The sequence below is a fragment of the Enterobacter cloacae complex sp. FDA-CDC-AR_0164 genome, from assembly GCF_003071645.1.
Classification (GTDB): Bacteria; Pseudomonadota; Gammaproteobacteria; order Enterobacterales; family Enterobacteriaceae; genus Enterobacter; species Enterobacter ludwigii.
In genome coordinates this window covers 1,013,945-1,026,790 of record NZ_CP028950.1, presented here as the reverse complement: position 1 = coordinate 1,026,790, position 12,846 = coordinate 1,013,945, and the positions used below count along the sequence as shown (strand labels likewise).

16 protein-coding genes are annotated in these 12,846 nt (G+C 54.7%); 8 read left to right on the top strand and 8 right to left on the bottom strand.

Annotated elements, in window-relative coordinates; all coding sequences use genetic code 11:
* Positions 1-7 precede the first annotated feature (7 nt).
* A complete protein-coding gene (locus tag AM410_RS05035) occupies positions 8-361 on the top strand; it encodes a DUF4156 domain-containing protein (protein WP_020882965.1) in 354 nt (117 codons plus the stop codon).
* A 63-nt stretch (positions 362-424) separates the two neighbouring features.
* Here AM410_RS05035 and epmB read toward each other — a convergent pair whose 3' ends face one another.
* Positions 425-1,453, bottom strand: coding sequence for an EF-P beta-lysylation protein EpmB (gene epmB, locus AM410_RS05030; RefSeq protein WP_108647601.1), 1,029 nt, complete (start codon positions 1,451-1,453; stop codon positions 425-427).
* A gap of 40 nt (positions 1,454-1,493) precedes the next feature.
* Here epmB and efp point away from each other — a divergent pair, with 40 nt between their 5' ends.
* The 3 genes from efp (at position 1,494) to ecnB (ending at position 2,505) form a co-directional block, all read left to right on the top strand.
* Complete coding sequence (gene efp, locus AM410_RS05025) at positions 1,494-2,060, top strand: elongation factor P (RefSeq protein ID WP_014882207.1); 567 nt, start codon at positions 1,494-1,496, stop codon at positions 2,058-2,060.
* Positions 2,061-2,118: 58 nt separating this feature from the next.
* Entirely contained in the window at positions 2,119-2,250 is a 132-nt protein-coding gene (locus tag AM410_RS05020) for an entericidin A/B family lipoprotein (protein WP_086533154.1), read from the top strand.
* 108 nt (positions 2,251-2,358) lie between these two features.
* Entirely contained in the window at positions 2,359-2,505 is a 147-nt protein-coding gene (ecnB, locus tag AM410_RS05015) for a lipoprotein toxin entericidin B (protein ID WP_014168289.1), read from the top strand.
* Between the two features lie 38 nt (positions 2,506-2,543).
* On the opposite strand, the gene AM410_RS05010 is transcribed toward ecnB, so the two are convergent.
* Positions 2,544-3,143, bottom strand: coding sequence for a LuxR C-terminal-related transcriptional regulator (locus AM410_RS05010; RefSeq protein WP_014168290.1), 600 nt, complete (start codon positions 3,141-3,143; stop codon positions 2,544-2,546).
* A gap of 262 nt (positions 3,144-3,405) precedes the next feature.
* On the opposite strand from AM410_RS05010, the gene sugE reads away from it, so the two are divergent.
* Complete coding sequence (sugE, locus tag AM410_RS05005; RefSeq protein WP_014168291.1) at positions 3,406-3,723, top strand: quaternary ammonium compound efflux SMR transporter SugE; 318 nt, start codon at positions 3,406-3,408, stop codon at positions 3,721-3,723.
* Here sugE and AM410_RS05000 read toward each other — a convergent pair.
* Both AM410_RS05000 and blaACT read right to left on the bottom strand, forming a co-directional pair.
* Entirely contained in the window at positions 3,720-4,250 is a 531-nt protein-coding gene (locus AM410_RS05000; protein WP_014168292.1) for a lipocalin family protein, read from the bottom strand. The genes sugE and AM410_RS05000 overlap by 4 nt on opposite strands.
* A 98-nt stretch (positions 4,251-4,348) precedes the next feature.
* Positions 4,349-5,494 carry an ACT family cephalosporin-hydrolyzing class C beta-lactamase gene (gene blaACT, locus AM410_RS04995; RefSeq protein ID WP_108647599.1) on the bottom strand — a complete coding sequence of 382 codons (1,146 nt, stop codon included), beginning with the start codon at positions 5,492-5,494 and terminating at the stop codon, positions 4,349-4,351.
* Positions 5,495-5,626: 132 nt separating this feature from the next.
* On the opposite strand from blaACT, the gene ampR reads away from it, so the two are divergent.
* On the top strand, positions 5,627-6,502 hold the full coding sequence (gene ampR / locus AM410_RS04990; RefSeq protein WP_047743138.1) for a LysR family transcriptional regulator AmpR: 876 nt from the start codon (positions 5,627-5,629) through the stop codon (positions 6,500-6,502).
* Between the two features lie 29 nt (positions 6,503-6,531).
* On the opposite strand, the gene frdD is transcribed toward ampR, so the two are convergent.
* Genes frdD through frdA form a run of 4 tightly spaced genes read right to left on the bottom strand, consistent with a single transcriptional unit; the run spans position 6,532 to position 9,825 of the window.
* On the bottom strand, positions 6,532-6,891 hold the full coding sequence (frdD, locus tag AM410_RS04985; RefSeq protein ID WP_020882959.1) for a fumarate reductase subunit FrdD: 360 nt from the start codon (positions 6,889-6,891) through the stop codon (positions 6,532-6,534).
* 10 nt (positions 6,892-6,901) lie between these two features.
* Positions 6,902-7,297: a fumarate reductase subunit FrdC gene (gene frdC, locus AM410_RS04980; protein ID WP_014168296.1), complete on the bottom strand. Its 396-nt coding sequence runs from the start codon at positions 7,295-7,297 to the stop codon at positions 6,902-6,904.
* 10 nt (positions 7,298-7,307) lie between these two features.
* Positions 7,308-8,042, bottom strand: coding sequence for a fumarate reductase iron-sulfur protein (gene frdB, locus AM410_RS04975; RefSeq protein ID WP_020882957.1), 735 nt, complete (start codon positions 8,040-8,042; stop codon positions 7,308-7,310).
* Positions 8,035-9,825, bottom strand: a complete 1,791-nt coding sequence (gene frdA, locus AM410_RS04970) for a fumarate reductase (quinol) flavoprotein subunit (RefSeq protein ID WP_063925743.1) — start codon at positions 9,823-9,825, stop codon at positions 8,035-8,037. Before frdA ends, frdB begins: the two co-directional genes overlap by 8 nt.
* A 310-nt stretch (positions 9,826-10,135) precedes the next feature.
* Here frdA and epmA point away from each other — a divergent pair, with 310 nt between their 5' ends.
* Together epmA and yjeM are read left to right on the top strand one after the other, a co-directional pair.
* Complete coding sequence (gene epmA, locus AM410_RS04965; RefSeq protein ID WP_020882955.1) at positions 10,136-11,113, top strand: elongation factor P--(R)-beta-lysine ligase; 978 nt, start codon at positions 10,136-10,138, stop codon at positions 11,111-11,113.
* Positions 11,114-11,313: 200 nt separating this feature from the next.
* Complete coding sequence (gene yjeM, locus AM410_RS04960) at positions 11,314-12,813, top strand: glutamate/gamma-aminobutyrate family transporter YjeM (RefSeq protein ID WP_108647597.1); 1,500 nt, start codon at positions 11,314-11,316, stop codon at positions 12,811-12,813.
* Positions 12,814-12,846: the final 33 nt, after the last annotated feature.

Below are 12,846 nucleotides of genomic sequence, written 5' to 3'. Positions count from 1 at the left end.
GAATAACATGCGCGTAAAAGTCTGTGCAGGGATCGTAGGAGCAGCATTGCTGCTGGCGGGTTGTAGCTCCAGCAATGAGCTGTCTGCTGCAGGTCAGGGCGTTCGCTTTGTTGAAGATAAGCCGGGTAACGAGTGCCAGTTTTTAGGCACGGCAACCGGTGAGCAAAGCAACTGGATGTCGGGTCAGCACGGTGAAGAAGGTGGATCTATGCGCGGTGCCGCTAACGCGCTGCGTAACCAGGCTGCAGAGATGGGTGGCAACGTGATTTACGGTGTGAGCAGCCCGTCGCAAGGGATGTTGTCCAGCTTCGTGCCAACGGCCAGCCAGATGAATGGCCAGGTCTATAAGTGCCCTAACTGATCTACATTGCTGATGGCGCTGCGCCCAACCCCACCGGGCGGATAAGCGTAGCGCCACCTGCCGTTATTGTTGCCGCAGTTGCAAATCCAGCGGTGTCTTACTCGGCTCACCGCCAATCTCTCGCGCCAGCTTCGGCACCATATAGCCTGAAACCAGCGTTAACAGTTCGCGCATAATCTGCCGGGCCTCATTATCCGTGACCATGAAATGCGCCGCGCCTTGCACACGATCCAGTACGTGCAGGTAGTAGGGCATCACGCCCGCATCGAATAACGCATTACTGAGCTCCGCCAGAACCCGGGCATTATCATTCACACCGCGCAGCAACACGCTCTGGTTCAACAGCGTCACCCCCGCTTTGCGCAGACGCGCCATCGCCGCCCGGAATGCCTCATCGATTTCATTCGCATGGTTGATATGGTTCACCAGCAGAACCTGTAAACGAGACTGCTCAAGGCGAGATACCAGACCGTCCGTAATACGTGCCGGAATAACAATCGGTAAACGGCTGTGGATGCGCAAACGCTTGATGTGTGGAATGGCTTCAAGCTGGGTCAACAGCCAGTCCAGCTCATGATCTTTTGCCATCAGCGGATCGCCACCTGAAAAAATGATCTCATCCAGTTCCGGATGGGCGGCGATATAGTCCAGGGCGACCTGCCAGTTGCGTTTATTACCCTGATTTTCGGCATACGGGAAGTGGCGACGGAAACAATAACGGCAGTTTACCGCGCAACCGCCTTTCACCAGCAGCAGGGCACGGTTGAGATATTTGTGCAGTAAACCCGGTACCACACTGTTCTGCTCTTCCAGAGGATCGGTGCTGTATCCTGGCGCTGATATAAACTCTTCCTGCGCAGTAAGCGTTTGTTTTAATAATGGATCGTCAGGGTTTCCTTTCTCCATACGGGCAACAAACGCGCGGGGAACACGCAGGGCAAAAAGTCGCTTAGCCTCGCGGCCTGCAAGCAACTCTGGGTGCTGATCGAGGTCTAACAGACGCAGCAATTCATCAGGACTGGTGATTACATCGGCAAGTTGCGATAACCAATCTTCTCTGGACGGGGTGTTTAGGGTTACAATATGCGCCATTTTGTGGCTTAGCTACCAGTTAACAAATTTAGAGGGCCTTATGGCAACGTACTATAGCAACGATTTTCGTGCTGGTCTTAAAATCATGATGGACGGCGAACCGTACGCGGTTGAAGCCAGCGAATTCGTTAAACCAGGTAAAGGCCAGGCATTCGCGCGCGTTAAGCTGCGTCGCCTGCTGACCGGTACCCGTGTTGAGAAAACCTTCAAGTCTACTGACTCCGCTGAAGGCGCTGATGTTGTCGATATGAACCTGACTTACCTGTACAACGACGGTGAGTTCTGGCACTTCATGAACAACGAAACGTTCGAGCAGCTGTCTGCGGATGCTAAAGCGATTGGCGATAGCGAAAAATGGCTGCTGGACCAGGCTGAGTGCATCGTGACCCTGTGGAACGGCCAGCCTATCGCTGTTACCCCACCAAACTTCGTAGAGCTGGAAATCGTTGAAACCGACCCAGGTCTGAAAGGTGATACCGCAGGTACTGGCGGCAAGCCAGCTACCCTGTCCACCGGTGCAGTGGTTAAAGTTCCACTGTTCGTACAGACTGGTGAAGTGATCAAAGTAGATACCCGCTCCGGCGAATACGTATCTCGCGTGAAGTAATTTACGTCAAGACTGAAGGCGCAGCGCCCGCTGCGCCTGTTTTTTGCAGGCAGGGATGATGAACCGTACCGTTAAAATTCTGCTTCTGTTAGCGCTGTCCAGCGCGTTGCTTTCCGGCTGTAACACCGCGCGTGGAATGGGGGAAGATATCCAGGATCTCGGCCATATCATTTCTCACGCGGCCAGCTAACCCCGTCTAATTTTCCTAAAAATGCGTCCTTTTCCGTCAAACGACGGGATATTGTCTATTCTTAAATTGCTATACACAAAACAACTTTGGCTATAAAAGGACGATATTATGGTTAAGAAGACAATTGCAGCGATCTTTTCAGTCCTGGTACTTTCTTCAGTATTAACAGCCTGTAATACCACGCGTGGCGTTGGTCAGGATATTTCTGAAGGTGGTAGCGCAATCTCTGGTGCGGCAAGTAAAGCACAGCAGTAATTGAATAAACGGTACGGAACCAGACGGGTTTCGTACCGTCAGCTTTCTGATTCCTGCAGGGATAAAAACGGTGAATAACGCGTATCCATATGCAATTTCATGCGGATATTCCGTTTATAGGTATAGACCGTTTTACCGTTAATACTCAGGTGAGCCGCAATTTTCTGATTGCTGGCACCCTCCATCCACAACGTCAGCACTTTCTCCTCCTGGCGCGTCAGCAAAGGCGCGGTTACCTTTGGCTTTTCACTGTTCGCGTGCGAAATGAGTGCGTCGTGGATAACTGTCCCCAGTTGTTCAAGACGGGCATTTTTCAACAGCGATGACCAGACCGGGAATTGCTTCAGCCAGGCGGTCATTTCACTATCCTCACCCGATTGCAGCAAAATAAAGGGCACTCTTTCGCTGGCGTTCAGCAAAGATGAGAGGGACTGAAAGGGATGGACATCCTGTCTGAACCCATGCAGGTCAGCAATGACCAGCGTCGGTTTCCATTGCAGAATGTGCTCTCTGGCGAGGAAAAGATTATTCAGGCCGGTCACAACGACGTTTTCCGGAAATAAACCGGAATGATTGAGCCATGCTTCAAACCCGGTGCGGGTGAAGTGACAACGGTCAATCAAAAGAATTTTGAACATATTATATTCGCAGTCGGCTAGTGGTTTGGCTTCCTGCCATCAGAAAGCACATCATCATAGAGAAGTCGGATGAGTGATAAATGCCTGAACTGCGCGGCATACTGCGGCTATTTCTTGCCTTAACATGTTCAGCACAAAAGGATTGAAAAAAAATCGCACGCTAACCAAAATATGAGGCGTAATCTTTGCCTTGCGGGACGACCCGTAAGCGCTTCCTTCATCGGGGACGGCCCCAACTTGCATTTAAGTTAAGGAGCCTGAAATGTCCTGGATCATTCTTGTTATTGCTGGCCTGCTCGAAGTGGTATGGGCGATAGGTCTGAAGTACACCCACGGTTTTACCCGCCTGACACCCAGCGTCATTACCATCACCGCGATGATTGTGAGTATCGTTTTGCTCTCGTGGGCGATGCGTTCTTTACCGGTGGGGACAGCGTATGCCGTCTGGACGGGAATTGGCGCCGTGGGGGCGGCCATCACGGGGATCCTGCTGTTGGGTGAGTCAGCGAGTCTGGCGCGTATCGCCAGTCTCGCCCTGATTGTGGCCGGTATTATTGGGTTGAAGCTCAGCACCCATTAATGGGGTTGTTCTACCCAGATGAGTTTCGACACATCAAACCCTTGCCGGGTCGCGACGTCCAGCATCTGCTGTTTCATCTCAGGTGAAAGGGTTGGGGTGCGAGAGAGGATCCACAGATAGTTGCGATCCGGCCCGCAGACCAGCGCGTGACGGTACTCTCTGTCGAGCGCGATCACGTTATATCCGCCATAGAACGGGCCGAAGAAGGAGACTTTGAGCGCGGCCCGTCGCGGGTCGCCGGTAAAGTACGCTTGTCCAATCGACTGCTGCCACATTTCCCGGTCCGGATTATAGCCCCGGTTGATAACCTGAATACCGCCGTCATCCATCGGGCTGTAATTTGCCGTGACCTTCTCTAAACCCCGTTCAAAACGGTGGTCAAGGCGCGCGATTTCATACCATGTTCCAAGAAAACGTTGTGCGTCGAAATTGCTGACAACGGTGACGCCGGGAGGGGGAGTAGGGGAGCTGCAGGCAACCACTAAAAACGCGGCTGTCACTGCGGCGATAACAGGCAAAATGCGCATAGGAGTTTCCTTACTGTTTTTTGTTAAGTGTAGATGACAGCAAGGAAAATGCGGGAATTTTGCAGGCCGGGTGGGCATCAGCATCACCCGGCAAGATTTTACTGCAGAGCGCTCAGAATACGGTATGCCGCTTCCACGCGTTCCGGGTTCGGGTAGCTCTTGTTCGCCAGCATAACGATGCCGAGTTCCTTCTCAGGAATAAATGCCACGTAGCTGCCAAATCCGCCCGTCGAGCCTGTTTTATGTACCCATGACGCTTTTACCGGTGGAGCCGGAGGGTTCACTTCTGCCACGGGCAACGGCGCAAGCGCTACCTTGTTGTCGCTGCCCTCCACCACGGTTTTAGCTTCTACCGGCCAGTTGAGCATCTCCCAGCCCAGGCCCTGGTACATCGAGCCTGTGCGCCAGTAGCGAGACTGTGCAAGCACCATGCCCTGCTTCAGTGAGGCATCCTGTACGCCATCGGGAGCCATGTTAGCCATCACCCAGCTCGCCATATCCTTCACGTTGGTTTTCACGCCATACGCTTCGGCGTCGAGCATGCCGGGCGAAACGTGAACCGCTTTACCGTCACGATAACCCCAGGCGTAATGCGGTTCTTCTGACTTCGGAACGTTAATCCACGTATGGTTCAGGTTAAGCGGCTTCAGGACCCGCTCCGTCATCGCCTGCTCAAAGCGCATGCCAGAAGGTTTCACCGCCAGAGCCCCAAACAGACCGATGCTGGCATTTGCATAAAGACGCGTGGTGCCTGGCGCCCACTGTGGTTGCCAGGACTGGTAAAAACGCAGCAGCGAGGCATTATCGGTAACCTCATCGGGCACCTGTAACGGCAGGCCACCGGCAGTATAGGTTGCCAGGTCCAGCATGCGAACGCCCTGCCACTGTTTGCCGGTCAGCTCAGGCCAGTATTTGGTCACCGGATCGCCCAGCGAAATTTCACCGCGAGCAATAGCATCGCCACCCAGAACGCCGGTGAAGGTTTTGCTGATTGAGCCCAGCTCAAACAGCGTTTGTGCAGTGACGGGTGTGTTCGCGGCGACATCGGCCTTGCCGAAGGTGAAGTAGTGCGGCTGGCCCTGATAGATCACGGCGACCGCCATACCCGGAATAGACTGCGCTTTCATCAGGGGCGTAACGGTACGTTCCACGACCTTCGCCAGCTGTGTTTCTGACAGAGGTGCGGCTAATGCAGCGCAGGAGGTGCTGAGCAGCAGGGCGCAGCACAGGGATTTTTTCATCATCAGTTATCTTCCGTAATAGCGAGTCAAGGGAGTGTCCGGGCCCGTCAGACATACCCAGTCTGTTGGATTTGACTGTGGCTGACAAACGGTTAAATTTAGCATTAGCTGTTAATTTTTCTAACGGATGGGTCGATGACACGCAGCTATTTACCGCTTAATTCGCTTCGTGCCTTCGAAGCCGCTGCAAGGCACCTCAGTTTTACTAATGCTGCCATTGAGCTGAATGTCACCCATTCAGCCATCAGTCAGCACGTTAAGACGCTGGAACAACATCTGAACTGTCAGCTGTTTGTCCGGGTTTCGCGCGGATTGATGCTGACGACAGAGGGCGAGAATCTGCTGCCGGTGCTGAACGATTCGTTTGATCGTATCGCCGGCATGCTGGATCGCTTTGCCAGTCATCGCGCGCTGGAGAAGCTTAAAATTGGCGTGGTGGGGACTTTTGCGACCGGGGTGTTATTCGCGCAGCTGGATGATTTCCGTCGCCGCTATCCGCATATCGATCTGCATCTTTCGACCCATAATAACCGCGTCGATCCGGCCGCCGAAGGGCTTGATTACACGATCCGCTACGGTGGAGGGGCGTGGCATGGCACTGAAGCGACGTTTCTGTGTTCTGCGCCGCTGGCTCCGCTGTGCACGCCTGAAATCGCCGTCGGGCTACAAGCACCGGCGGACATACTAAAATTTACGCTGCTGCGCTCCTACCGACGCGATGAATGGTCGGCGTGGATGCAGGCCGCGGGCGAACTCCCGCCGTCACCAACGCATCGGGTGATGGTGTTTGATTCATCCGTTACCATGCTGGAAGCCGCGCAGGCCGGCGTGGGAATTGCTATCGCACCTGTGGGTATGTTCACTCATCTGCTGAACAGCGAACGTATCATTCAGCCGTTTGCAACACAGATTGAGCTGGGCAGTTACTGGTTAACCCGATTGCAGTCACGGACAGAAACCCCTGCAATGCGTGAGTTTGCGCAGTGGCTGGTGGGGAAAATGCAGAAATGAAAGGCCCGCCGGGAGGCGGGCCTGATGTATCAGATAGTAACCACGGCAATCAGCGTAACCACCGTCAGGATGGTTGCCAGACCGTAGAACACCCATTTCCCGCTCGGGACATGGATTTTCAGGTCATGCATCGCGTGGTGAATACGGTGCAGGCCACACCACAGCGGCAGGACGATCATCAGGAAGATGAACACACGGCCAATAAAGCTGCTGGCAAAGGCCAGTACTCGCTCGTAACCCAGCGCATCGCCCGGAAACAGCCCCAGTGGCAGCATAATACCGACCAGCAGGATGATGACCGGCGCGATGATGGCGCTCCACATCCCCCCTGCACCAAACAGTCCCCAGAAGACCGGCTCGTCAGAACGTTTTGGATTTGGATTAATCACAGTAGTCTCCTTACCAGAACAGTGCGACAAACAGAATGACCACAGTGACGAGGATCGTCACGCCCCATAGCCCTTTAATGACCGGCTCTGGCCCCATTTTCTCGTCTTTAATGATGATGTTCGCCGCTTTTGGCGCCAGTTCAAACCAGGTTTTGGTATGAAGCAGCGCTGCCGCGAGCACAATCAGGTTCAGGATCACGATGATGGGGTTTTGCAGGAAGCCGACAAAGCTGGCCCAGGTTTCAGGGCCATGTTTGAGGGCATAAACGCCGTACATCAGCTCCAGGCTGAACCAGACCGCCGGCACTGCGGTGCCTTCACGCAGCATATAGAAGCGATAAAACGGCAGTTTCTTCCACCAGGTGGACGGCATTGGCCGCACGTAGGCTTTGCGTTTAGTCGTCATTATGCACTCCTTAGCGTGGTTTCAGGGTGGCGATAAGAAAGTCTTTCGAGCTTTCCACTTTACCCTGCTGAATAGCGGCGGCCGGGTCGACGTGCTTCGGACAGACTTCGGAGCAGTAACCCACAAAAGTACAGCTCCAGACGCCGTTCTGGCTGTTAAGCTGCGCCATACGTTCTTTTTTACCGTGGTCGCGGCTGTCCTCGTTATAGCGGTGTGCCAGGGTAATGGCCGCCGGGCCAATAAACTCTGGATTCAGACCAAACTGTGGACACGCGGCGTAGCACAGACCACAGTTGATGCAGCCGGAGAACTGATGGTATTTCGCCATCTGAGCTGGCGTCTGGGTGTTCGTCCCCTGATCCGGCGTACGTGGATTGCCGATGATGTACGGCTTAATCGCTTCCAGACTTTCGATAAAGTGGGTCATATCGACCACCAGATCGCGTTCAATCGGGAAGTTACCCAGCGCTTCTACTTTGATGCCTTTGGTGTATTCACGCAGGAAAGTTTTACAGGCCAGTTTCGGCACTTTGTTGACCATCATGCCGCAGGAGCCGCAGATTGCCATACGGCACGACCAGCGGTAGCTCAGGTCCGGCGCAAGGTTATCTTTGATATAGCCGAGCGCATCCAGCAGAGAGGTTTGCTCGTCATAAGGGACTTCATAGAATGCGCTGTGCGGTGCGGTGTCCACTTCCGGATTGTAGCGCACCACTTCGATTTTCAGTTTCTGCATCTCAGCCATTCGCCTTCTCCTTCTTCTCGGCGGCTTCTGCTTCTGCGCCATACACGCGTTTAGCCGGTGGCAACGTCGTGATTTTCACGTCGCTGTAGTCCAGACGGGTGGTGCCATCCGCATCGCGCCAGGCGAGAGTGTGTTTCAGGAAATTGACGTCATCACGTTCGGTGCAGCCTTCATCAAGACGCTGATGCGCGCCGCGTGACTCTTTACGTGCCAGCGCAGAGTGCGCCATACATTCCGCCACGTTCAGGCCGTGACCCAGCTCGATGGTATAGAGCAGGTCTGTGTTGAACACGCTGGAGGTATCGGTAATGCGCACGCGCTTGAAGCGCTCCTGCAGCTCTGCCAGCTTATCCACGGTTTTTTGCATCAGTTCAGGGGTACGGTAGATACCGCAGCCTTCTTCCATCGACAGGCCCATCTCGTCGCGGATTTTCGACCAGTTTTCATTTCCTTCCTGGTTCACCAGGCTCTTCAGCCGTTTTTCGACGTCAACGACCTGGGCATCCAGCGCCGCGCTGTTCGCCTCGCCGGCGGTGGCAGCACGTTCCATCGCGCGTTCGCCCGCCATGCGGCCAAAGACCACCAGCTCCGCCAGTGAGTTTGACCCCAGACGGTTAGCACCGTGCAGGCCGACAGAAGAGCACTCGCCCACGGCAAACAGCCCTTTAATGCGGGTTTCGCACTGCTGATCGGTTTCGATACCGCCCATGGTGTAGTGGGCCGTTGGACGTACCGGAATCGGCTCTTTCACCGGATCGACGCCAACATAGGCTTTTGCCAGTTCGCAAATGAACGGCAGACGTTCCAGCAGTTTCTTCTCGCCAAGATGACGCAGGTCGAGGTAGACCACATCGCCGCGTGGCGTGGCGATGGTGTTGCCTTTGCGCCATTCGTGCCAGAAGGCCTGAGACACTTTGTCGCGCGGGCCCAGTTCCATGTATTTGTTTTTCGGCTCGCCGAGCGGGGTTTCCGGACCCATGCCGTAATCCTGCAGATAGCGGTAGCCATTTTTATTGACCAGGATCCCGCCTTCACCACGGCAGCCTTCCGTCATCAGAATGCCGGAGCCCGGCAGGCCAGTAGGGTGATACTGCACGAACTCCATATCCCGCAGCGGCACGCCGTGGCTAAGCGCCATGCCCATGCCGTCACCGGTGACGATACCCCCGTTGGTGTTGTAGCGGTAAACACGCCCCGCACCGCCGGTAGCCATTACCACCGCGTTGGCGCGGATCTGGACGAGGGTGCCTTCCATCATGTTCATCGCCACCAGACCGCGCGCCTGACCGTCATCAACCAGAATGTCGAGGACGAAATGTTCGTCAAAGCGCTGAATCTGTGGGAACTGAAGGGAGGTCTGGAACAGGGTGTGCAACATGTGGAAGCCGGTTTTATCGGCGGCGAACCAGGTACGTTCGATCTTCATCCCGCCGAAGCGGCGAACGTTGACGCTGCCGTCCGGACGACGGCTCCACGGACATCCCCACTGTTCAAGCTGGGTCATCTCCGTAGGACAATGGTGTACAAAGTAGTCAACGACATCCTGCTCGCAAAGCCAGTCGCCCCCTGCAACCGTGTCGTGGAAATGGTATTCGAAGCTGTCATGATCCTGCGCAACGGCGGCGGATCCTCCTTCTGCGGCAACCGTATGGCTGCGCATCGGATAGACTTTTGAAATCAATGCGATTTTAGCGTTGGGATTAGCTTGTGCTGCAGCAATCGCAGCACGTAATCCAGCCCCGCCAGCGCCTATAACGGCAAGATCGGCTTGAAAAGTTTGCACGACATTCCTCCAGATTTTTGTTATTTCGCAACGCGATAAACTAAAGGTAGTTCACCCGTCCAAAAGGACGATTGCGAAAGCGTTTCCACTGCTCCTTTATGGGTAAAGCAGTATAACCGCGTGGATGTCAGGGAAATTTGACGTGTTCGATTTTTTTGCTGTTCTGTGCGGCGATTTATCGCGGTGAGTAATGAATTTCGTCGCGCAATTGTTCACCTAAATGAAATGCGCTTTTTTACTGCGCAAAATTTGTCTCCGTCCCTGGTAACGAGTAGACTTCGTGCCCTTGTCTGAAATCGGAGAAAAACTCATGAGCGAAACGGCCACCTGGCAGCCGAGCGCATCCATCCCCAACCTGCTAAAACGCGCTGCAATTATGGCGGAGATCCGCCGCTTCTTTGCCGACCGCGGCGTCCTTGAGGTGGAAACCCCGTGCATGAGTCAGGCAACGGTAACGGATATTCATCTGGTCCCGTTTGAAACCCGTTTTGTTGGTCCTGGCCACTCACAGGGCATGAATTTGTATCTGATGACCAGCCCGGAATACCACATGAAACGTCTGCTGGCGGCAGGATGTGGCCCGGTCTATCAGCTGTGCCGCAGTTTCCGTAATGAAGAGATGGGGCGTCACCACAATCCGGAATTCACCATGCTGGAGTGGTACCGTCCGCATTATGATATGTACCGCCTGATGAACGAGGTGGACGATCTGCTGCAGCAGGTGCTGGAGTGCTCAGAAGCGGAAACGCTCTCTTATCAGCAGGTTTTCCAGCGTTACCTGGAAATTGATCCGCTCTCTGCGGATAAAGCGCAGCTGCGCGAAGTGGCGGCAAAACTGGATCTGAGCAACGTGGCAGATACCGAAGAAGACCGCGACACGCTGCTGCAACTGCTCTTCACCTTTGGCGTTGAGCCGCAAATTGGCAAAGACCGGCCGACGTTTGTATATCACTTCCCGGCAAGCCAGGCTTCGCTGGCGCAGATCAGCACCGAAGATCACCGCGTGGCGGAGCGTTTTGAGGTCTATTACAAAGGTATCGAGCTGGCGAACGGCTTCCACGAACTGACCGACGCACGCGAACAGCAGCAGCGTTTTGAGCAGGATAACCGCAAGCGCGCGGCACGTGGTCTGCCGCAGCAGCCCATTGATACCCATCTGCTGGAAGCATTGAAAGCGGGTCTGCCGGACTGCTCCGGCGTGGCGCTGGGCGTTGATCGTCTGGTGATGCTGGCGCTGGGTGCAGAACAGCTGGGCGAAGTGATCGCGTTTACGGTCGATCGCGCATAACGCATCGCATTGCCGGGTAGCGCTGTCGCTTACCCGGCTCACCTCTGATGTCAATTAACCTTTCCATTTCCGCACGACAACATTAAAAACTGCCACATTCTCTGTACGCAGGTCTTTTTCTTAATTTGCCCCTAATAGCCACAATATTAGTCTGGTCTTCTGCTACCATCCGCGCAGTTTAACTTCCTTTGGATGGCGCTATGTCCCAGTCACTTAAAAAGATGACCCTCACCGGGCTCATCCTGATGATTTTTACCTCCGTCTTTGGCTTTGCCAACAGCCCGTCGGCTTTCTATCTGATGGGCTACAGCGCAACGCCGTTCTACATCGTCTCGGCCCTGTTTTTCTTCATACCGTTTGCGCTGATGATGGCTGAAATGGGGGCGGCTTACCGCAAAGAAGAGGGCGGGATCTATTCCTGGATGAACAACAGCATCGGCCCGCGCTACGCGTTTATCGGCACGTTTATGTGGTTCTCCTCGTATGTGGTCTGGATGGTCAGTACGGCGGCCAAGGTCTGGGTACCGTTTTCGACGTTTGTTTTCGGCAGCGATTACACTCAGGTCTGGTCTTTGGCCGGTCTGAGCTCCACGCAGGTGGTCGGGATTCTGGCCGTCTGCTGGATGGTGGTTGTAACGCTGGTGGCGTCTAAGGGCATCAACAAAATTGCCCGCATTACCGCCGTGGGCGGGATCTCGGTGATGTGCCTGAACCTGGTGCTGCTGCTGGTCAGTATTGCCATTCTGTGCCTGAACGGCGGACACTTCGCTCAGGAGGTGAACTTCGTTTCCTCGCCCAACCCGAGCTATCAGTCCGGGCTCGCTATGCTCTCCTTTGTGGTGTTTGCCATTTTTGCGTACGGCGGTATTGAGGCGGTGGGCGGCCTGGTCGACAAGACCGAGAACCCGGAAAAGAACTTTGCGAAAGGCATTATTTTTGCCGCGATAGTTATCTCCATTGGCTATTCGCTGGCAATTTTCCTCTGGGGCGTCAGCACCAACTGGCAGCAGGTACTCAGCAACAACACCACTAACCTGGGCAACATTACCTATGTGCTGATGAAAAGCCTGGGGATGACGCTGGGACAAGCGATGAATCTGACACCGGAAGCGGCGGCAACGATGGGCGTCTGGTTTGCACGCATCACCGGCTTGTCCATGTTCCTTGCCTATACCGGCGCGTTTTTCACGCTGATTTACTCTCCGTTGAAAGCGATAATTCAGGGCACGCCAAAAGCGCTGTGGCCTGCACGCATGACGCAACTGAATACCGCAGGTATGCCCGCCAACGCCATGTGGATGCAGTGCCTGCTGGTCTGCGTGTTCATTTTGCTGGTGTCGTTTGGTGGGGATACCGCGTCAGCGTTTTATAACAAGCTGACCCTGATGGCGAACGTGTCGATGACGCTGCCTTATCTCTTTCTGAGCCTGGCCTTCCCGTTCTTTAAGGCGAAGGAGGATCTTGAGCGTCCGTTTGTGATTTTCAAAACGCGCGCCGCCACGCTGCTGGCAACCGCGGTGGTGGTGCTGGTAGTGGCATTCGCCAACATCTTTACCGTTATTCAGCCGGTGATTGAGGCGAATGACTGGAGTAGCGCACTGTGGATGGTGGGCGGCCCGGTCTTCTTCTCGCTTCTGGCGATGGGGATTTATGAGAATTACCGCCGACGTTCTGTGGCGTTGCTGACGGAAGTGGCGTAGCGGTTAAACATTCCCCTCCCGGAAGGGAGGGGA

Excerpts from the sequence above, each read along its gene's own strand:
- AM410_RS05035 (WP_020882965.1), top strand. The coding sequence starts at position 8 with ATGCGCGTAAAAGTCTGTGCAGGGATCGTAGGAGCAGCATTGCTGCTG.
- epmB (WP_108647601.1), bottom strand. The coding sequence starts at position 1,453 with ATGGCGCATATTGTAACCCTAAACACCCCGTCCAGAGAAGATTGGTTA.
- efp (WP_014882207.1), top strand. The coding sequence starts at position 1,494 with ATGGCAACGTACTATAGCAACGATTTTCGTGCTGGTCTTAAAATCATG.
- AM410_RS05020 (WP_086533154.1), top strand. The coding sequence starts at position 2,119 with ATGAACCGTACCGTTAAAATTCTGCTTCTGTTAGCGCTGTCCAGCGCG.
- ecnB (WP_014168289.1), top strand. The coding sequence starts at position 2,359 with ATGGTTAAGAAGACAATTGCAGCGATCTTTTCAGTCCTGGTACTTTCT.
- AM410_RS05010 (WP_014168290.1), bottom strand. The coding sequence starts at position 3,143 with ATGTTCAAAATTCTTTTGATTGACCGTTGTCACTTCACCCGCACCGGG.
- sugE (WP_014168291.1), top strand. The coding sequence starts at position 3,406 with ATGTCCTGGATCATTCTTGTTATTGCTGGCCTGCTCGAAGTGGTATGG.
- AM410_RS05000 (WP_014168292.1), bottom strand. The coding sequence starts at position 4,250 with ATGCGCATTTTGCCTGTTATCGCCGCAGTGACAGCCGCGTTTTTAGTG.
- blaACT (WP_108647599.1), bottom strand. The coding sequence starts at position 5,494 with ATGATGAAAAAATCCCTGTGCTGCGCCCTGCTGCTCAGCACCTCCTGC.
- ampR (WP_047743138.1), top strand. The coding sequence starts at position 5,627 with ATGACACGCAGCTATTTACCGCTTAATTCGCTTCGTGCCTTCGAAGCC.
- frdC (WP_014168296.1), bottom strand. The coding sequence starts at position 7,297 with ATGACGACTAAACGCAAAGCCTACGTGCGGCCAATGCCGTCCACCTGG.
- frdB (WP_020882957.1), bottom strand. The coding sequence starts at position 8,042 with ATGGCTGAGATGCAGAAACTGAAAATCGAAGTGGTGCGCTACAATCCG.
- epmA (WP_020882955.1), top strand. The coding sequence starts at position 10,136 with ATGAGCGAAACGGCCACCTGGCAGCCGAGCGCATCCATCCCCAACCTG.
- yjeM (WP_108647597.1), top strand. The coding sequence starts at position 11,314 with ATGTCCCAGTCACTTAAAAAGATGACCCTCACCGGGCTCATCCTGATG.